This window comes from Brevundimonas vesicularis, from assembly GCF_044807075.1.
In the GTDB taxonomy this organism is placed as follows: Bacteria; Pseudomonadota; Alphaproteobacteria; order Caulobacterales; family Caulobacteraceae; genus Brevundimonas; species Brevundimonas vesicularis_G.
On sequence record NZ_CP085234.1, the window covers coordinates 911,975 to 928,575 of the forward strand.

Here is a 16,601-nt window from a genome sequence, read left to right on the forward strand (position 1 = left end):
CCAAGCGCGTCGCCATCTACGCCCGTGTCTCGACGGCCGATAAGAACCAGACCGTCGAAAACCAGCTTCGCGATCTACTGGTCGTCGCCGAGCGTCAGGACTGGGAGGTGGTGGCCACCTTCTGCGACGAGGGTATCAGCGGGGCCAAGGGACGGGACAAACGACCAGCCTTTGACGCTCTGCTCAAAGGCGTCGCCCGCAAGGACTTCGACCTCATCGCCACCTTCTCGGTCTGCCGGATCGGCCGGTCCTTGCCCGATCTGATCCACTTCCTCGGCGACATCCAAGCTAAAGGCGTGGACCTCTACGTCCATACGCAGGGCCTCGACACCTCGACGCCCTCGGGCGCCATGATGTTCCAGATGCTGTCGGTGTTTAGCTCCTACGAGAGGGCCATGATCCGTGAGCGCATCATGAGCGGCCTTCGTCGCACGACCAAGAAGAGCGGCCGCAAGCCCATGCCGCAGGACCGTGTGGAAGCGATCAGGAAATCGTTGCGAGACGGTCAGGGCATCCGGGCCACCGCCCGACTGCATCGTGCGTCGCCCATGACCGTGACCGCCATCAAGCGGTCGATGGAGAGCGTCCCGGCTTAAGCCAGAGCCAGCTTCGCATTCACCTGATCTTCCTCCCGGCTGAACTGGAAGCGCACCTCGACGCCACCATTGCCGAGCGGATAGTGCGGCCAGTTCGACGGCTCGATGCCGATAGACATCACTACCGCCTTCGCCCGCTCGGCCAGAACCTGCTGGGCCAGCGCGTTCAACGACAGCTTCCCGACATCGTAGCCCGCCTCGGCCAGAACCTCGGCGAGCCGCTGCTCCTCGGCGTCAACATCGGACGCGGAGACGACGTGATCCAGCTTCCACACGTTGACCTTCTCCCCGTCCGATCAGAGCCTTGGCGACCTCCTAACCAACCGAGTCGCACACTGCCACCATGACCGACGAAAGCGACCACACGGCCGTCCCCTCGGCTCCACCAGGCACCTTCGATTAGTTCAATCTATTCAAGCCGCTGCGCACCGGCGCGCGGCGTTACCCTAAACGATACCCTAAATACGATTTCTGCTCGCCGGGTTTGGCGTCGCCGAAGATAATACACACTGATGCGCATTTATCGTTGCGAGCCTTGTGGCCGTGTGTATAAATACTCACATGAAGAGCGCGGACGTCATCAAGGTTCTGAAGGCCAACGGGTGGGAACAGGTTCGCCAGCGCGGATCGCACTGCCAGTTTCGCAAGCCCGGCAATCCGAACCTTGTGACCGTTCCGCACCCTAAGCGTGACCTCCCGATAGGGACGCTGCGGTCGATAGAGAAGACGAGCGGCCTCACCTTCGGGTGAGGCCAGACGATGACGACGACGATGACGACGACGATGACGATGGAGACGACGATGGCGAAGGTGTTTTACATGGGTGTGGTCGAGCGAGGTCTGAACGGCTCGTTTGGCGTCTACTTCCCTGATCTACCCGGCTGCGTGTCGGCCGCCGAGACCTTCGAGGAGACGGTGACGGGTGGACAGGAAGCCCTGGAGCTTCATCTGGAAGGCATGATCGAGGATGGCCTCGATATTCCCGATCCCAGCCCCGTGACGGCTTTCGACGCCGATGAGTGGCCCGGCTCCCAGGTCGTGCGCATCGTCATGTTCCCGGTCGAAAATCCCGGCGCCAAGGTCGAGGATTCCACTCCCGCCGTGCGGATCAACATGACCATGAACTCGCGGCTCCTCAGCCGGGTCGACGCCGCCGCTCAAGCCAATGGCCTGACACGCTCCGGTCTGCTGGCGCTGGCCGCTCGGCAGTGGATCAACACCAACGGAAACGGTGCCAGCCGATGACCGACTATTTCGAAGAAGACGCTCCGGAGCCGCGCGAGGAGCGGACCGTTTATTGGGCCGGGCGCCAGTGGTGCGTGACGTCGTTCGGCTTAGAGACTGTCATTGACCACGACTACGACGTGGCGGCCGCCGCGCTGGGCCACCTGACGGATGGGTCGAACGAGCCGATGGCCGAACGCCTGCGCCACATCGGGTCGTCGCATAGCTGGGTCGATATCGAAGATCTGATCACGGCATTTGCGGTCGCCCTAACCATCCACGCCGGAAAGTATACAGCGTTGCCGCACGGCGCTTTTTTGAACGCAGCCGGCTATCTGCGGCGCGTCCGGTGGATGAACGATTGGAGCAGGAAGAACGGGTATCGGGACGACGACACGCGCGACTTCATGAAGGAGATGAAGGCTTCCGGCGACGCTGCTGACGCCCGCGAGATCGACCTGCCATTTACTCAGGTGCCCGATCCGCATCCGGTTGCACGGAGCAGATCCGACGAGGACGCCTGAACGCAAAAAAGACCCGCCCGCCCCGGATGGGACGGGCGGGCTTAGTCGGCTTTAGTCGGCAAGCCGTCGACTTAGCCTCGGACGATGACCTCGCCGGCGGACTGGCCACCGCCTTGGACGCTGTAGGCCGTTTTCACGCTCTCGATGTCGAAGGCGGCGAAGGTTTGCCGAACCTCAGGGCGATCGTTCAGGGATAGGACGAACTGGCCCTTGATGCTGGCCAGCACGTCGGCAAGCACGGCGAACTGGTCGCGGCCGAACAGATCGGCGCCGTAGTCGCCCTCGCAGCCCCAGTAGGGCGGATCGAGATAGAACAGCGTCTCGGGCGTGTCGTAGCGCCGAATGAACGCATCAAACGGCAAGCGTTCGATCACGACTCCGGCCAGGCGCTCGTGCAATACCTCCAGCATCGGGCCCAGCTTCGTCACATCGAATGTGCCGGGCCGATGATGAGAGACGCCGAAGTTTCGGCCCGCGACCTTTCCGCCGAAAGCCGTCTTCTGCAGGTAGAGGAAGCGCGCGGCGCGCTCCATGTCGGTCAGGGTCGAGGGATCGACCTTGATCAGCCGCTCGAACTCAGAGCGGGTCGTCAGTTGGAAACGGAGCATATCGCGGAAGGCCACGTAGTGGCGCTGGAGCACGCGATAGAAAGTGGCGACGTCCTGGCTCCAGTCATTGATGACTTCGGCCTGTGGACGCAGCCGGCGGCGCAAGAAGACGCCGCCCATCCCCACGAACGGCTCCGCGTAAGTCCGATGGGGGATGGTCTCGACCAGCGAGACGAGGCGGCGAGCGAGGTTTCGCTTGCCGCCGATGTAGGGAGCGGCCGGGCGCACGGATGCGACGGCCGAGAAGAGACTCGACTCCATTGGGGTGGTTCTGCCTTAAGCGATCCCGCCCGGTGCACGGGTGACGGGACTGGAGACGGCGCGCGCCGTCGAAGGTGCAGGGGTCAGAGCCTGCGGTTCGGGTGCGCTAACACCCTAACCCCCGTCGTTTCGAACGGAGGAAACACATGAAGAGAAACTGGCAAATCCAGGCGCTGAATGTTCAGTTCGCCCAGAAGCGTTGCGACGTGTCGCTCTCGGATGGAGGGGTATATGTGAACGTCAGCTTCCCCTTCGATCCCAAGGGAGATCAGAAGGAGAGCGAGGTGCAGCGGCGGGCTCTGGCACAGGCCAAGGCGCTATTCGCTGAGGCTGCGGATGCAAATGTCCAGCCGGTCGACTGAGGCCTAGTTCGGTAGGATGCGGCGTAGCCACCCCTGGCGTCGCCGTTCCTCCAGCTTCAGCCACTCATCAATCAGCTGATGTTCGGCCCGCTGCGTTTCGACGGCGAGCCGCCGCGCGCCATCGCAGTTGACGATCTGTGCGCCGCGCGTGGCGTAGGCGGCGTCAAGGTCGCCTTGAGTGGGGTTCGCCGGGAGAACAGCCAGAGGGCAGGGCTGGGTCGCCGCATCAGGAAGCGCCAGGCGAGGCGGGGCAACCGGCCGGGGCGATGTCGCACAGGCGGCGGTCATGATCGCGAAGGCGAGCGGCGCGATCGGCCGCGAGAAGATCGGTCGCATCAGGCGCGCTCCGGGCTTGAGTGATGGATTCGGCGGTGGCGGCTTCGACGCGCACGCGGATGTCGCCATAGGCTTCCGTGCGTCGGACCTGCTCGGCGTTGCCCTGGGCTTCCAGACCGCGCGCCGACGCGTCGCTCTCTGCGCGATCGGCCCGCGCCTCCGCCCGATCCAGACGTGCCTCGGCCGACCACGGCAGCCAAGCCCAGAGATTGTTCCAACCCCAGGCGATCAGCGCGACCGCCATCAGCAGGGCAATGCCGGCGATCAGCCAGCCCAGCGGCGTAAGGGTGCGGGTCATGCCTCATTCACCGTCACGGGCACGCCGGCGGCGTTGAGACGGATCACTTGAACCGCCGGCAGCACGACGCCGGCCGGCCAGCGCATGCCGCCCTTGGCCAGCCGATCCTTGGCGATGCGGGTGATCGAGACGGCATTGCCCTGATTGCCGCCCAGGACGTGGAAGTGGGTCGCGTCCTCGCCGATGTAGAAGCCGACGTGACCGCCGCCCGTGCGCGTGAGGACCAAGACACAGCCCAGACGCGGCCCGACCAGCTCACGGCCCCACGTCGCCCAGGACGAGGCGCGAACGGCGATCGCCGGCGACGCCAGCCCAGCCATCATCATGCACATGGCGACGAAGGTGCCGCACCACGCCGTCTCGTCATCGACGACCTTGATGCCCAGCACCTTGGCGCCGAGCTTCTGGATCCAGCCCATGATGACCGGGCTGTGTTTGGGTCCGACGATTTCGCGCACGCCGATTTGCTGGCGGGCGAACGCCAGCCAGGTAGGCTCTTTCGAGGCCATGGTCAGTCTCCGGTTTTCGTGGTGTTTGAGCGCCCGAGCTAACCCTCAGGAGCAGATGTCGTGGATCAGGTGATGTGGAGAGCGCCGGTTCTGGCGCTCAACGAGGCTGGCGTTCATGATCCAGCCAATCCATTGGCTTCGCCCTGCGTCGCCATTCAGTTTTCATTCGGACTGGACATTGCCCAGAGGGGTGCCTCGGAAGGTGCAGCCATGGCTCTGATCGACACCGGTGCCGACCTGTGCGTAATCGACCGTTCGTTGGTGCCGCCGCACGCCCAACTGCAACAATCGATGCCGTTCATCAGTATCGAAGGTCTTGGCGTGACCTCCGTCTATCTGGTCGAGTTGCTTCTCAGGGGAACCGGCAAATCTTTCGTCACGCAGATCGTCGCTGCCGAGGCCAGCCAAGGCAGGGCGCACCAAATGATATTGGGTCGAAACCTACTTCGGGAGTTTCGCTTCGAGTTCGACCGCCATGATGGGATACGCTGGATCGACGTCTTCTGACCCGATCAGCCTAGGACCATTCCGCATATCCAGAACCAGGCCATCCAAGTTGATCAGCGCTTCAGCCGAGGCGGTCACACAAGCTGACAGTTCGCCACGCGACTTCGCGCCCAGGACACAATGCATGGACAGTCTCCATTGATCTGAGATTTTTGCAGCAGCGCTCGAACCGGTCGTCCTGAGCGAAGTTTGGTCGAAATGCCGTTCGCTGCCCGTGCCTTGAGAGACGAAGCCCGCCGCTATCGAGAGCTAAAGCGCGCGATCAACTGCCCGCGCACACTCGCGCTGCTGGATCAGATGGCGACCGATCTTGAGGACAAGGCGGAAGTGATCGAGGCGAATGCCGCGCGTACGCCCTCCGCTGACAAAGGTCGGAAGACCGACTAAGGCAACGGGGTCGCGGCTCGTGCCCGAACTGCGTCAGGCGGCCCGGCTGGGCGAGGACATCAACGGCCGGGCCGCAAAGCCTTTGGGGACGTGGAATGGATGACGGGACGCTGGAGCGGCGCGCCATGGGCGCGGAACAGCTGATGACGGCGAAGATCACCGAGTTTGCAGCCCATCTGACGGCGGGCGATCGATCTGCCGCAGAGCGTGCCCGAACCGAGGCCATTGCAGCGCTGGAAGTCCACCTGGACCTGACGGATCAGCTGATCGCGCAGACCTTCGCCTGAATCACCAAGGCGCCGAAGGCCCGCTTTCCGCGCTGGAGCCGACGTCGTGTTTCGACCCAAAGCGGAAGTTGTTTGCGCTTGGCAGTCGAGCGTTACCGCAGTAGCATCGTCCAGCGGGCACACGCGGACGCCCGACCAGACGGTTTGCCGTCCAAGCTCCGCTCCTCTCTCTGCGCCACCCGCGCAGGAACCGGAGCTATGCTTGTGACGATCCTCGACGCCGACGCGACCCCTCCCTCCCTTTCGCTTCAGGCGATTTTCACGCGCTTCCTTCGCTTCGGCCTGCTCGCTTTTGGAGGTCCGGTCGCGCAGATCGCCATGATCCGGCGCGAACTTGTCGATGAGGAGCGGTGGATTTCGAACGCGCACTTCAACCGGCTTTTGGCCGTTCTTCAGGTCCTGCCCGGACCGGAAGCACATGAACTTTGCGTCCACCTCGGCATGAGAGCGCGGGGTCGTATCGGCGGCTTGCTCGCCGGCCTTGGCTTCATGCTTCCCGGCTTCGTGATCATGCTCGGGATCGGCTGGGTCTACGTCGCCCTTTCGCCTGTTATGAGCATTCTGATCGGAGCGTTCCTAGGCGTTCAGGCCGCAGTCGTGGCCGTGATCGTCCGGGCCGTTCATAAAATCGGCTCGCACATTCTGGAAGACCGATGGCTTTGGGTAGTTGCCATCCTTGGTTTTGGAGCGACCCTGCTCGGCGTCGCCTTCTGGATCGTCCTCATGGGGGGTGGCGCGGCCTACGCCTTGGTGAAGGCAGGCCGCCATGGCCTGGCCGCTGTCGTCTCCATCGCGGCCCTGATCCTCGCGCTCGGTCTGCATCTCCAAGGGCGACATTTTTCCACGGGGAACGTTGACGTTGTCTCCTCGACCGGCGCGCTGCCGATGCTTTGGACCGGCTTGAAGGCGGGTCTGCTGACGTTCGGGGGCGCTTATACGGCGATACCTTACGTCCGGGCTGACACGGTGGGTCGCGGACAAATCAGTGACGGAGAGTTTCTCGACGGGATCGCCTTCGCCGGCATCATTCCCGCCCCCCTCGTGATCTTTTGCACCTTCGTCGGCTTCGTGGTCGGCGGATGGGTCGGCGCGCTCGCGATGACGGTGGGCGTGTTCCTTCCAGCGTTCGCGTTCTCGATGATCTTCTATGAGCGTCTGGAAGCCGTCGTCGGCGACGAACGACTGCATCGCGTCCTGTCAGGTGTCGCCGCCGCAGTCGTGGGGATTATCGCGGCGACAAGCATCCAGTTGGGTTGGGCGACGCTCCAGCGCGTTCCTTCAGTTCCTTTCGCGATAGCGATCTTCTTGGGTGCCTTCGCAGCGGTGTGGTTTTGGAAAAGCCGATACGCCGTCGCGCTCGTGCTTACGGGTGCGGCCATCGCCGGGTGGCTCTTGTTCCGGCGATAGACGACCTCACCTTTCTGACCGCAGTCTCTTTTATACGGCTGCCGGTCAGTCGGGACACTCCAGAGCCATTGCGGACAGACAAGCCGACTGGCAGTTGAACCTTATGCTATACTTCATCCTCAAAGCGGCCATCTCTGTGACGTGACCCCCTTAAACTCCTCCAGGAATAGCTAGAGTCCGCCCCTCGAAAGGACGGACAGAATGAAGCGATCACGGTTCACGGAAGAGCAGATCATCGGGATCCTGCGCGAGCAGGAGGCCGGCGTTCCGGTGGCGGACCTGTGCAGGAAGCACGGGCTGAGCTCACCGACCTTCTACAAGTGGAAGGCCAAGTATGGCGGCATGGACGTGTCAGAGGCCCGGCGTCTGAAGGCGCTGGAAGAGGAGAACGCCAAGCTGAAGCGGATGCTGGTGGACTCGATGCTGGACAGCGTCGCGCTGAAGGATCTGCTGGGAAAAAAGTGGTGACGCCCGCTGCGCATCGAGAGGCGGCGGCGCACCTGCAGTCGGCCTACGCGATGAGCGAACGGCGGGCCTGCCGGGTGTTGGGCGTGGATCGGACGAGCGTGCGCTATCAGGCGACGCGACCGGACGACGGCGTCCTGCGGGATCGGCTGAAGGCCCTGGCCCAGGAGCGACGGCGGTTCGGCTATCGCCGCCTGCACGTGATGCTTCGGCGCGAGGGGCATGCGGTCAACAAGAAGCGCGTCCAGCGGATCTATCGCGAGGAGAAGCTGACGGTGCGCCGGCGCGGCGGGCGCAAACGCGCCATAGGCACGCGGCGTCCGCTGGAGATTCCCCTGGTCGCGAACCAGCGCTGGTCGCTGGACTTCGTCTCCGACCAGATGACGGACGGGCGGCGCTTCCGCATCCTGACGGTGATCGACAACTGCACGCGCGAGTGCCTCGGGCTCGTCGCCGACACCTCGCTGTCAGGGCGACGGGTGGCGCGCGAGTTGGACGCCATCATCCTGCGGCGGGGACGCCCGGATACGATCATCAGCGACAACGGCACGGAATATACGTCCAACGCCATCCTGGCCTGGGCCGACGACGCCGGCGTGAGCTGGCATTACATCGCGCCGGGCAAGCCTCAGCAGAACGGCTTCAACGAGAGCTTCAATGGTCGGCTGCGCGACGAGCTGCTGAATGAGACGCTGTTCCGATCGCTGCCGCACGCCCGGGCTGTCCTCGAAACCTGGCGGCGCGACTACAACGAAACCCGGCCTCACTCGAAGCTGGGATGGTTGACGCCGAAGGCCTACGCACAGGCGCTCACCGGACAGAGCGGCCGGTCTGCTGCGCTGGTTGATGGCTGCTCAGACCGGCCTATTGCCAACCCCGCCAACCCCAGTTCAGATCAACCAAGGACTCTCGTTATGGCTGGATGAGAAACGGGGGTCACGTCACCGGTCATCCTCGGCAGTGACCACGCAGCCACCTATGGCAAGCCAGTGAGACTGACCGCCGACCTGGCCGTCACCCCGGAGTTTTCCAAAACCCTCATCCCCTGCTTCGTCGATGTAGACGATGTATTCGCGCGACATTCGCCTTGATAGGCGCGACTGCAACGGTGAGTCGAGCCTTCTGCGAGCCGGGGATGCATCGGGGTCAGGCCTTGCGCATCTCGACCACCGTCGCGGACTTCGGACGGTCCAGGTAGCCCGCCCAGGCATCCATCAGCTTGATGCGCTTTTGGAAGGCATCGCCGCGCCGGTAGGCGCGCTCCGTCTCGTCCCCGACCCTATGCGCCAGCGCCGCCTCGGCGACGGAGTCCGCGAAGGCCGTGCATTCCCCCGCCCAATCCCTGAAGGTCGAGCGGAAGCCGTGGACGCTGTAGGCGTCGTCACCCATGCGCTCCAACAGCGCGGACATCGCCGCCGTCGAAAGGGCCGCGCCGTCAGCCTTGGCAAAGATGAAATCCGCCTTCGGCATTTCCTCCATCAGCTCCGTCACGATCTGGACGGCGCGGTCGGTCAGCGGCACCCGGTGCGCGACCTTCATCTTCATGCGGTCGGCGGGGACGTTCCAGACCTTGTTGACCAGATCCACCTCACCCGGCCGGGCGAAGATCGTCTCGCTCGTCCGGGCGGCCGTCAGGATCGTGAACTCCAGGGCGCGCGCGGCGAGCGCCGGCCGGGTGCGCAGGCGGGCCATGAAGTCGGCCGCCGCTTCATAGGGCATGGCTGGGTGATGGCCCTGTGTCAGCCGTTGGCGCTTCGGCAACAGAAGGGACAGGTGGCCCTTCCAGCGCGCCGGGTTCTCGCCCTTGCGCAGGCCCTTGGCCTTGGCGGCGTCCAGCACCCGCTCAATCCGTCCGCGCGTGCGCGATGCGGTTTCCGGCTTCACCGACCAGATCGGCTTCAGCACGTCCAGCACGTCCTCGGTCGAGACGGCATCAACGGCGAGCGGCCGAAGAGCGGCTGCCTCGACGGTTAGGCTCTGCTTCCACTGGTAGAGGTGCTTCGCGTTCTTCCACTCCGGCGCCAACGCCTTCAGCAGATCATCCGCCACGTCGCCGAAGGTCACGCCCTCGACTTGGGCCGCCTTCTTCGCCTCGATGGGATTGACGCCCTTAGCGACCTGGCGCCGGGCTTCCTCGGCGATCTCGCGCGCCTCGGCCAGTGACGTGACCGCCAGACCACCAAGACCCATCTGCTTGCGCGCCCCGCGCCACTGAAACAGAAAGGTCCAGCGCTTGCCGACGCCGCTCTTATCGACCTCCAGATACAGACCACCGCCATCGGCATGAAGGCCGGGCTGTTTCGTCGTGGTGACGAAGCGGTGTGTCAGACGGTTGGTCGGTCGCGCCATAAGTAGAACGTAGCATGAACTCGCGTTCTTGGCGCGTTCTGCCTTACCCTAAAAGTTACCCTAAAAGCGGACGCGGCTTGAGCCGCACCGCTACGGACACTTACGGACGACGCGGCGCGCATCGTCAATGGTGGTGGGCATCTTCTGGACTGATGTGGACCCTCGCGAATACAGGTCGGTATTCCCTCGGCTCCACCAGGCGTTCCTGATCAGACAGAGCGTTACTGGCTGGAAATCATCCGGCGCACCCGTCAGCCTGCGTTCTGTCTCGTCTGGGGTGTATGATGGCTGCGCTGGATGTCTTGCTGATCGTTGTCGTCGTAGCCGCCTTTGTGGCGATCTCCGCCTTCGTCGGGCTCGCGGTAGCGTCCGACGATAGCCATCGCCGGTATCCCGGCACGAAGTTTGATCGTTTCAGGGACATCGCGGTGATGAATGTTCCGGCCATCCCGTTTTTGGCGCTGCTTTTCGCCAGTTCGATCAGTGATCTGGATGACGGTCGCTTCTTCACGCCCATATTGGCGCTTTGCGCTGGCTTCACCCTGGCGGGACACTTTCTACCGCCGGTCAAAAGGGCGCGGGAGCGTTTCAGGAGCGCCTATTCCGAAAATCCTCCCTGGCGCTGAACCAGACGAGCCAGCCGACAGGGCTAGCGATCAATGCTGGGTCGGCCGGACCAGCGTCAGGTCGTATCCCAAGGCGCGGGTGCGGTTCAGGATGGTCTCGCGGGTCTGGGGCGAGGGTTGCGCGTTGCGATTGAGCAGCCAAAGGTAGCGGCCCGACGGCTCGCCGACGATGGACCAGGAATAGTCGTCGGCGTGGTCCAGAACCCAATAGTCGCCGACGTAGAAGGGGCCGAAGAAGGATACCTTCAGCTTGGCGTTGTCGCTGCCCTCGACGATCTTCGCCTTGCCCTCGGAGGTCTTTTCCGGACCATCGACCGCACCCTGTCGGCAGGTGTTCAGCACCCCGACCAGACCGTCATCGCGCACCGTATATTGGGCGGTCACGCCTTCGCAGCCGCGCTCGAACCCGTTCTCGTAACGCCCGATCTCATACCACAGGCCGGCGTAGCGGTTCAGGTCGACCGGCTTCGTGGGTTGAGGCACGGCGGCGTTGCCGATGGGGCCGCGTTGAAGGGTGGCGCAGGCGCCCAGCGCCAGGGCGGCGCCGACGATCAGGGCGATGGAAGCGGTGCGAACGATTTTCATGGCCGCAGAACGACGATGAGGGCGCCCGGTTCCGGACACTTGTCCTCGTCAGATCACCGCAGCGCGACGTAGCCCCGTTCGATGACCCGACGCAGAGCCTCATAGGCTTCGGCCAGTTCGTCATAGGCGGTGCGGGCGGCGGTCAGGCGGGCGACCTGGTCCGGCGTGACGGCCGAGCCGGAGTGAGCGAGGCGCAGCGATTCCGCGACCCATTTGGCGCGGGCCGTGGCGGTCATGACCGCCAGCTTTTGCAGCGAGCCGGCGTCCACGCCGGTCAGGGCGTGCCCGATCACCTCCTTGTTGGCGACGTAGGCGGCGTAGTCGATCTGCTCCAGCTGCCCGCGCAGGCGACGCTGTTCGTGCGGATCGGTGTCTTGCGGCTCGAAATGGTCGCTGTGGCGGCGGGTGCTGGACGTCATCTTGGTCGACATGGGCGAGCCCTCCCCGGCCTGTCCTGGCGGTCTGGGCGGCCGCTCGACGAAGAAGGTGCGCCGTCTCGGTTAACGCCGCGTTGCGCTGGGGACCCGCGCATCCGATATCGGAGGCTGCACAGGATCGGAGAAGACCATGGACCTGAAACTGAACGGCAAGCGCGCCCTGATCTGCGGCGGCTCATCCGGCCTTGGCCGCGCCGTGGCGACGGCCCTGGTCGCGGAGGGCGCGCACGTCGCCCTGCTGTCGCGCGATGAAGGCAAGCTTCAGGCCGTGGCAAATGCGTTGAATGCGGCCGGGCCTGGCCGGGCGGTCGTGGTTACAGCGGACCTGGCGGACCATGAGGCGCTGTTGAAGGCGACGGACCGGGCCGAGGATCTGCTGGGCGGGCACATCGAAATCCTGCTGAACAACACCGGGGGGCCGCCGCCGTCGGGCGTGTCGGGGCTGGAGCCGGCGGTGTGGCGCGATCATTTCGAATCGATGGTGCTGTCGATCTTCCGCCTGACGGACCGGGTGCTGCCGGCCATGCGGGCGGCCGGCTGGGGGCGACTCCTGAACGTCGCCTCGATCACGGTGGTCGAGCCGTCGGCGGCGCTGGGCGTGTCCAACACCCTGCGGGCCTCGGTCGCGGCCTGGGCCAAGACGCTGGCCAATGAGGTCGGACCGGATGGGGTGACGGTCAACACCCTGCTGCCGGGGCGGATCGATACGCCGCGCATCGAAAGGCTGGACCAGGCGACCGCCGAGCGCACCGGCACGACACCGCAAGAGGCGCGGGCCGAATCCGTCAAATCCATCCCGGTCGGCCGCATCGGCACGACCGAGGAGTTCGGCGCGACCGCCGCCTTCCTGTGCAGTCCGCTGGCGGCCTATGTCACCGGCTCTCTGATCCGGCTGGACGGCGGGGCGATCAAGGCGATCTGATCAGCCGGGCGTCCGACGGCGCAGCACGCCGCCGAAGGCCACGCGGCTGCGGCCGTAATCCAGGGTGATGCGGCTGAACCGGCTCAGGATATCGGCGCCCAGCAGCAGGGTTGGCTTGTCGATCAGGTCCATGACCTGAAACACATGCAGGTCGGCGAACAGCAGCGGGGTCGGGCCCAGCGATCGTCCCGCGATGTGCAGGGCGGACGTCGTGCCGGTGCGGGCCGTCACCGCCCCGCCGACGATGCCGACCATGCGCACCGGCTCGGATGAGGCGGGGGCCTGACCAATGTCGATCGCCTGCATCAGGGCCAGATTGCCGATCGAATATTGCGCGCCGCTGTCGATGAAGGCCGCGACCTCCACGCCGGCGACCTCGATCCGGGTCAGGATCAGCTGACCGAAGCGACCGCGACGACCAGCGACCAGCACGTCCTGCTGCTGGGGCCGGGTTGAGTCGGGGCTGGTCGTCAACGCGATGCTGGTCGAGCCTGATGGCGACAGGGCGACCTGGCGGGCGTTGACGTCCAGCGTCAGGCGAAAACGGGACAGCAGGTCCAGACCGAGCAGGCCGTCGGCGCCCAGGGCGTCGCGCGGGAAGACCGGCAGGGTCAGGTCGCTGAAGCGTCGGCGGCCGATCTCGATCTGCGCCAGTTCGACGGTCGGCGTGACCTCGGCCGCCGTAATCCCGTGCACCATGACGGGGCGGCCGGGCGGCAGAGACAAGGCCTGAGCTAGTTCGGCCGAAACCGCGCTGCGCTCGGCGCCGGTGTCGATGACGAAGACCTGCTGCACGCCCTCGTTCAGACGCACGCCGACGCCCATCCGCGTCAGCAGATTTTGCAAGAGGCGCACCTGATCGGGCGGGTCCGCCGGGCGGTCTGGGCGGACACAAACGGAACAGCCGCCAGCAGGCCCAGCGTCTTGCGCCGCGACGTTTTCACGCTCGATCCTTCGCCAAACCCTGGCCGCACTTGCCTGTCCTCCTCGGGCCTTCGCCAGGGCAGGGCACGCTACGCGCTTTTGGCGAAGAGCCTGAGACATATTCTTGTCCGTCGTGTCTCAGCGCGGCTGCGCCTTCCCGCCCGGCGTTCGGCGCCGTCTGGCCAATCGGGGGTTGTCGACGTATCGTCCCAGCCGAAACAGGAGGATGCGATGCTGACCTTGCTTATGCTGGCCCTGTCGGACCCCGCGGCGGCGTCTTCCAGCGCGATTACCAGCCGTGATCTTGTCGTTGTTTCCGCACCAAGGGAGGACACGCGGCGTTGCGGCGATCCGCTGATGCAGGCTCGGCAAGGCGGCGCCGGCGCCATGACGCTGGATCGCTCGCTCGATGATGGCCAGGTTCGGCGCTATCTGCTGCTGGACCGGCGCGATCAGAACAACTGCCCCCTGCCGATCAGCTACGCCGTGCCGGATCAACGGGCGCTGGGTCGAAACCTGATGCCGGCTCAGCCGGATGTCGGCGTGCGGCCCGCTCCGCCCGCGCCGCGTCGCTAGGCGCGGGGATGGGCGGCCGCATAGGCGTTCAAAAGTCTATCGGCGTCGACGCCGGTGTATTTCTGGGTCGTCGACAGGCTGGCGTGGCCCAGCAGTTCCTGGATGGACCGCAGGTCGGCCCCGGCGCCCAGCAGGTGGGTCGCGAAACTGTGGCGCAGGGCGTGAGGTGTGGTGCGCTCGGGCAGGCCCAGTCGCCCGCGCAACCTCTGGACCGAGGCCTGCACGTGACGGGGGCTCAAGGGGCCGCCGCGGCGGGCGCGAAACAGGGCGTCGGCGGGCTGGAGCGGGAAGGGGAGAAGCGCCAGATAGGCGTCCACCGCCGCACGTACGGCGGGCAGGATCGGCGCGATCCGGGTCTTGGAGCCCTTGCCGACGATGCGCAGCGTCTCACCCAGCGGCGCATCGGCGCGGGTCAGGGACATGGCCTCGGAGATCCGCAGGCCGCAGCCGTACAGCAGGGTCAGCACGGCGCGGTCGCGCGCGGCCTCCCACGGTTCGGCGTCGGGATCGGCGTCCGGTTCGGCCAGCAGGCCGCGGGCCTGATCCTCGGTCACCGGGCGGGGCAGGGACGGCTTGACCTTGGGGCCGCGCACCAGGGCCAGCTGCGGAGCGGGGGTGTCCAGCCGCCGGTCGAGGAAGGCGTGAAAACCGCGAACGGCCGACAGGCTCTGGCTCAGCGACCGAGCCGCCAGCGGCTGATCTCCGGATCGTCGCTCGGCCATGTGGGCGCGGACCTCGGCGGCGGTGATCGTGCCCATGTCTTTCAGCGACAGCGCCTCGCCGCGATGGCGTTCAAGGAAGGCGACATAGAGCCGCCCGATGTGGCCATAGGCCTCCAGCGTGCGCGGCGACAGCCGACGCTCGTGCGCCAAATGGTCCAGCCAGGCGCGCAGGGCGTCGGAGGCGGTCAGTTGAGAACCGGCCATCGCTCGGCCATCCGCTCTGTCACCCGCGCCAGGAAGGCGGCCAGTTCGCAGCCCATGTTGGGGGTGAAGCCTTCGGGCTCGGGCGAGCCGAAGGCGCAGATGCAGGGGCGGGGCGGGCCACCCGGCGTCAGGTGCGGGGCCATGCGGACCAGGGCGATGGACCGCACCTGATCCTCGGCCGCGCCAAAGAAATTCAGTCCTTGTATCATTGGGCCCAGCCAGGTCAGGCCATGCTCGCCCAGCAGATTGTCGACGTCGCCCTCTTCCAGGGCGCGCCAGCCGAAGGGCACGCCGCCGGGCTTTTCCAGGGCGATGGCGGCGCCGGCCAACCCAAACCGCCCCTGCGCCGCCGCATCCAGCCGACGGGCCAGGTCGGAATGGTTCTTGGCCTCCATCAGGTCCAGGGTCGCGACGTGGGTCTGGGTCTGGGCGGCGAAGTTGGCGCGGGCGATCAGTTCGATCTCACGCCGGGCGCCGGTCTCGCGCTCGACCACGGCCTCCAGCCGCGTCAGGGCGGCGGCGCCGAACTCGACCACGTTGCGGCCATGCGGCCGCAGACCGATCTCTTCCAGCAGGGAGCGGTCGTCCAGCAGGGTCTGGGGATGGGTCTGCAGCCAGCCGCGCACGTCCGGCCAATGCAAGCCGTCGCCGATATGGGGCGTTGCGTCCGATTCCGACGTTTCGAAAAGGTCCATTGATCCGCTCAAACAGACCTCTCCGGGAACCGCGATGCTACAGAATAGACTGACCCGTCTTGGCCCAGTCCGCCACGAAGGCATCAAGACCCTTGTCGGTTAACGGGTGGTTCACCAAGGCCTTGAAGGTGTCGGCGCCGAAGGTGGCGGCGTCCGATCCGGCGACGGCGGCGGCGGCGACATGGCCCACATTGCGCAGGGACGCGGCCAGGATCTGGGTCTCGAAACCGTGCACGTCATACAGGACGCGGATTTCTTCCAGCAGGCCGATGCCGTCGGCGCCGTTGTCTTCCAGACGTCCGACGAACGGCGAGACGAAGGTGGCGCCGGCCTTGGCGGCCAACAGGGCCTGGGCGGCCGAGAAACACAGGGTGACGTTGGTCTTGATGCCCTTGTCGGTGAAGACGCGGCAGGCGCGCAGGCCGTCCCAGGTCAGGGGCAGTTTCACCACCACGTTCGGGGCGATGGCGGCCAGCTTGTCGCCTTCCTTGACCATGGTCTCGAAATCGAGCGAGACGGCCTCGGCGGAAATCGGCCCCTCGACCAGGGCGCAGATTTCGGCGATGACCTCGGCGATGTTCCGACCCGACTTGGCGATCAGCGACGGATTGGTGGTGACGCCATCCACCATTCCGGTGGGGACCATGTCCTTGATGACGGCGACGTCGGCGGTATCGAGAAAGAGTTTCATGGGTTGGGGTTCTAGCGTCGCAGAAGGGCCGCGTCGATCCTCCCCCGCGACGCGGGGGAGGGGGACCGCGCAGCGGTGGAGGGGGCGGAACCGTGATCG

General features: G+C 65.5%; 24 protein-coding genes. 13 read left to right on the top strand and 11 right to left on the bottom strand.

What is annotated here, in order from left to right; genetic code table 11:
* Positions 1-14: 14 nt before the first annotated feature.
* Complete coding sequence (locus LG306_RS04445) at positions 15-596, top strand: recombinase family protein (RefSeq protein ID WP_404419647.1); 582 nt, start codon at positions 15-17, stop codon at positions 594-596.
* On the opposite strand, the gene LG306_RS04450 is transcribed toward LG306_RS04445, so the two are convergent.
* On the bottom strand, positions 593-871 hold the full coding sequence (locus LG306_RS04450; protein ID WP_404418555.1) for a hypothetical protein: 279 nt from the start codon (positions 869-871) through the stop codon (positions 593-595). The genes LG306_RS04445 and LG306_RS04450 overlap by 4 nt on opposite strands.
* 286 nt (positions 872-1,157) lie before the next feature.
* Between LG306_RS04450 and LG306_RS04455 the strand changes: the two genes are divergently transcribed.
* Genes LG306_RS04455 through LG306_RS04465 form a run of 3 tightly spaced genes read left to right on the top strand, consistent with a single transcriptional unit; the run spans position 1,158 to position 2,344 of the window.
* Positions 1,158-1,346, top strand: a complete 189-nt coding sequence (locus LG306_RS04455; protein WP_404418557.1) for a type II toxin-antitoxin system HicA family toxin — start codon at positions 1,158-1,160, stop codon at positions 1,344-1,346.
* A 9-nt stretch (positions 1,347-1,355) separates the two neighbouring features.
* On the top strand, positions 1,356-1,841 hold the full coding sequence (locus LG306_RS04460; protein WP_404418559.1) for a type II toxin-antitoxin system HicB family antitoxin: 486 nt from the start codon (positions 1,356-1,358) through the stop codon (positions 1,839-1,841).
* Positions 1,838-2,344: a hypothetical protein gene (locus tag LG306_RS04465; protein ID WP_404418561.1), complete on the top strand. Its 507-nt coding sequence runs from the start codon at positions 1,838-1,840 to the stop codon at positions 2,342-2,344. The genes LG306_RS04460 and LG306_RS04465 overlap by 4 nt, the downstream gene beginning before the upstream one ends.
* A 71-nt stretch (positions 2,345-2,415) precedes the next feature.
* Here LG306_RS04465 and LG306_RS04470 read toward each other — a convergent pair whose 3' ends face one another.
* On the bottom strand, positions 2,416-3,213 hold the full coding sequence (locus LG306_RS04470; protein ID WP_404418563.1) for a DNA adenine methylase: 798 nt from the start codon (positions 3,211-3,213) through the stop codon (positions 2,416-2,418).
* A gap of 146 nt (positions 3,214-3,359) precedes the next feature.
* Here LG306_RS04470 and LG306_RS04475 point away from each other — a divergent pair, with 146 nt between their 5' ends.
* Positions 3,360-3,575 carry a hypothetical protein gene (locus LG306_RS04475; protein WP_404418564.1) on the top strand — a complete coding sequence of 72 codons (216 nt, stop codon included), beginning with the start codon at positions 3,360-3,362 and terminating at the stop codon, positions 3,573-3,575.
* A gap of 226 nt (positions 3,576-3,801) precedes the next feature.
* On the opposite strand, the gene LG306_RS04480 is transcribed toward LG306_RS04475, so the two are convergent.
* Together LG306_RS04480 and LG306_RS04485 are read right to left on the bottom strand one after the other, a co-directional pair.
* The gene (locus LG306_RS04480; protein WP_404418566.1) at positions 3,802-4,209 is read right to left on the bottom strand and encodes a hypothetical protein; all 408 of its coding nucleotides are present in this window, start codon (positions 4,207-4,209) and stop codon (positions 3,802-3,804) included.
* Positions 4,206-4,718: a TIGR02594 family protein gene (locus tag LG306_RS04485; protein ID WP_404418567.1), complete on the bottom strand. Its 513-nt coding sequence runs from the start codon at positions 4,716-4,718 to the stop codon at positions 4,206-4,208. The genes LG306_RS04480 and LG306_RS04485 overlap by 4 nt, the downstream gene beginning before the upstream one ends.
* A gap of 60 nt (positions 4,719-4,778) precedes the next feature.
* Here LG306_RS04485 and LG306_RS04490 point away from each other — a divergent pair, with 60 nt between their 5' ends.
* The 5 genes from LG306_RS04490 to LG306_RS04510 all read left to right on the top strand — a co-directional run bounded on the left by LG306_RS04490 (position 4,779) and on the right by LG306_RS04510 (position 8,697).
* Positions 4,779-5,225, top strand: coding sequence for a hypothetical protein (locus LG306_RS04490; RefSeq protein WP_404418569.1), 447 nt, complete (start codon positions 4,779-4,781; stop codon positions 5,223-5,225).
* A 198-nt stretch (positions 5,226-5,423) separates the two neighbouring features.
* Complete coding sequence (locus LG306_RS04495; protein ID WP_404418571.1) at positions 5,424-5,612, top strand: hypothetical protein; 189 nt, start codon at positions 5,424-5,426, stop codon at positions 5,610-5,612.
* 95 nt (positions 5,613-5,707) lie between these two features.
* Positions 5,708-5,899 (top strand): hypothetical protein, encoded by a 192-nt coding sequence (locus LG306_RS04500; protein ID WP_404418573.1) that lies wholly within the window; start codon positions 5,708-5,710, stop codon positions 5,897-5,899.
* A gap of 204 nt (positions 5,900-6,103) precedes the next feature.
* Positions 6,104-7,306 (top strand): chromate efflux transporter, encoded by a 1,203-nt coding sequence (chrA, locus tag LG306_RS04505; protein WP_404418575.1) that lies wholly within the window; start codon positions 6,104-6,106, stop codon positions 7,304-7,306.
* A gap of 201 nt (positions 7,307-7,507) precedes the next feature.
* Positions 7,508-8,697, top strand: a protein-coding gene (locus LG306_RS04510) for an IS3 family transposase (RefSeq protein WP_404413560.1) whose coding sequence is annotated in 2 segments (ribosomal slippage) — positions 7,508-7,760 and positions 7,760-8,697 — 1,191 coding nt in all. Because the reading frame shifts where the segments join, the coding sequence is not laid out codon by codon here.
* Positions 8,698-8,917: 220 nt separating this feature from the next.
* Here LG306_RS04510 and LG306_RS04515 read toward each other — a convergent pair.
* Positions 8,918-10,120 carry a tyrosine-type recombinase/integrase gene (locus tag LG306_RS04515; RefSeq protein WP_404418576.1) on the bottom strand — a complete coding sequence of 401 codons (1,203 nt, stop codon included), beginning with the start codon at positions 10,118-10,120 and terminating at the stop codon, positions 8,918-8,920.
* 284 nt (positions 10,121-10,404) lie between these two features.
* On the opposite strand from LG306_RS04515, the gene LG306_RS04520 reads away from it, so the two are divergent.
* Positions 10,405-10,746 (top strand): hypothetical protein, encoded by a 342-nt coding sequence (locus LG306_RS04520; protein WP_295206007.1) that lies wholly within the window; start codon positions 10,405-10,407, stop codon positions 10,744-10,746.
* A gap of 30 nt (positions 10,747-10,776) precedes the next feature.
* On the opposite strand, the gene LG306_RS04525 is transcribed toward LG306_RS04520, so the two are convergent.
* Positions 10,777-11,331, bottom strand: coding sequence for a lipocalin family protein (locus tag LG306_RS04525; protein ID WP_404418578.1), 555 nt, complete (start codon positions 11,329-11,331; stop codon positions 10,777-10,779).
* A gap of 53 nt (positions 11,332-11,384) precedes the next feature.
* On the bottom strand, positions 11,385-11,762 hold the full coding sequence (locus LG306_RS04530) for a hypothetical protein (protein WP_055754368.1): 378 nt from the start codon (positions 11,760-11,762) through the stop codon (positions 11,385-11,387).
* A 136-nt stretch (positions 11,763-11,898) separates the two neighbouring features.
* Between LG306_RS04530 and LG306_RS04535 the strand changes: the two genes are divergently transcribed.
* Complete coding sequence (locus LG306_RS04535) at positions 11,899-12,690, top strand: SDR family oxidoreductase (RefSeq protein WP_404418580.1); 792 nt, start codon at positions 11,899-11,901, stop codon at positions 12,688-12,690.
* On the opposite strand, the gene LG306_RS04540 is transcribed toward LG306_RS04535, so the two are convergent.
* Positions 12,691-13,536, bottom strand: coding sequence for an aspartyl protease family protein (locus LG306_RS04540; protein ID WP_404418582.1), 846 nt, complete (start codon positions 13,534-13,536; stop codon positions 12,691-12,693).
* A 309-nt stretch (positions 13,537-13,845) separates the two neighbouring features.
* Between LG306_RS04540 and LG306_RS04545 the strand changes: the two genes are divergently transcribed.
* Positions 13,846-14,190, top strand: coding sequence for a hypothetical protein (locus LG306_RS04545; protein ID WP_404418584.1), 345 nt, complete (start codon positions 13,846-13,848; stop codon positions 14,188-14,190).
* Here the strand turns inward: LG306_RS04545 and LG306_RS04550 are convergent.
* From LG306_RS04550 to fsa, 3 genes are read right to left on the bottom strand one after another with little or no spacing between them, the layout of a single operon-like run.
* Positions 14,187-15,116: a tyrosine recombinase XerC gene (locus tag LG306_RS04550; RefSeq protein ID WP_404418586.1), complete on the bottom strand. Its 930-nt coding sequence runs from the start codon at positions 15,114-15,116 to the stop codon at positions 14,187-14,189. The two genes, LG306_RS04545 and LG306_RS04550, sit on opposite strands and share 4 nt — an antisense overlap.
* Positions 15,098-15,811 carry a DUF484 family protein gene (locus LG306_RS04555; RefSeq protein WP_404418589.1) on the bottom strand — a complete coding sequence of 238 codons (714 nt, stop codon included), beginning with the start codon at positions 15,809-15,811 and terminating at the stop codon, positions 15,098-15,100. The genes LG306_RS04550 and LG306_RS04555 overlap by 19 nt, the downstream gene beginning before the upstream one ends.
* Positions 15,812-15,848: 37 nt before the next feature.
* Positions 15,849-16,502 (bottom strand): fructose-6-phosphate aldolase, encoded by a 654-nt coding sequence (gene fsa / locus LG306_RS04560; RefSeq protein WP_026108568.1) that lies wholly within the window; start codon positions 16,500-16,502, stop codon positions 15,849-15,851.
* Between the last annotated feature and the right edge of the window lie 99 nt (positions 16,503-16,601).

Bases quoted from the DNA above. Each gene is read 5' to 3' on its own strand.
- LG306_RS04455 (WP_404418557.1), top strand. From the start codon at position 1,158: ATGAAGAGCGCGGACGTCATCAAGGTTCTGAAGGCCAACGGGTGGGAA.
- LG306_RS04460 (WP_404418559.1), top strand. From the start codon at position 1,356: ATGACGACGACGATGACGACGACGATGACGATGGAGACGACGATGGCG.
- LG306_RS04465 (WP_404418561.1), top strand. From the start codon at position 1,838: ATGACCGACTATTTCGAAGAAGACGCTCCGGAGCCGCGCGAGGAGCGG.
- LG306_RS04470 (WP_404418563.1), bottom strand. From the start codon at position 3,213: ATGGAGTCGAGTCTCTTCTCGGCCGTCGCATCCGTGCGCCCGGCCGCT.
- LG306_RS04475 (WP_404418564.1), top strand. From the start codon at position 3,360: ATGAAGAGAAACTGGCAAATCCAGGCGCTGAATGTTCAGTTCGCCCAG.
- LG306_RS04480 (WP_404418566.1), bottom strand. From the start codon at position 4,209: ATGACCCGCACCCTTACGCCGCTGGGCTGGCTGATCGCCGGCATTGCC.
- LG306_RS04485 (WP_404418567.1), bottom strand. From the start codon at position 4,718: ATGGCCTCGAAAGAGCCTACCTGGCTGGCGTTCGCCCGCCAGCAAATC.
- LG306_RS04495 (WP_404418571.1), top strand. From the start codon at position 5,424: ATGCCGTTCGCTGCCCGTGCCTTGAGAGACGAAGCCCGCCGCTATCGA.
- LG306_RS04500 (WP_404418573.1), top strand. From the start codon at position 5,708: ATGGATGACGGGACGCTGGAGCGGCGCGCCATGGGCGCGGAACAGCTG.
- LG306_RS04515 (WP_404418576.1), bottom strand. From the start codon at position 10,120: ATGGCGCGACCGACCAACCGTCTGACACACCGCTTCGTCACCACGACG.
- LG306_RS04520 (WP_295206007.1), top strand. From the start codon at position 10,405: ATGGCTGCGCTGGATGTCTTGCTGATCGTTGTCGTCGTAGCCGCCTTT.
- LG306_RS04525 (WP_404418578.1), bottom strand. From the start codon at position 11,331: ATGAAAATCGTTCGCACCGCTTCCATCGCCCTGATCGTCGGCGCCGCC.
- LG306_RS04530 (WP_055754368.1), bottom strand. From the start codon at position 11,762: ATGTCGACCAAGATGACGTCCAGCACCCGCCGCCACAGCGACCATTTC.
- LG306_RS04535 (WP_404418580.1), top strand. From the start codon at position 11,899: ATGGACCTGAAACTGAACGGCAAGCGCGCCCTGATCTGCGGCGGCTCA.
- LG306_RS04545 (WP_404418584.1), top strand. From the start codon at position 13,846: ATGCTGACCTTGCTTATGCTGGCCCTGTCGGACCCCGCGGCGGCGTCT.
- LG306_RS04550 (WP_404418586.1), bottom strand. From the start codon at position 15,116: ATGGCCGGTTCTCAACTGACCGCCTCCGACGCCCTGCGCGCCTGGCTG.
- LG306_RS04555 (WP_404418589.1), bottom strand. From the start codon at position 15,811: ATGGACCTTTTCGAAACGTCGGAATCGGACGCAACGCCCCATATCGGC.
- fsa (WP_026108568.1), bottom strand. From the start codon at position 16,502: ATGAAACTCTTTCTCGATACCGCCGACGTCGCCGTCATCAAGGACATG.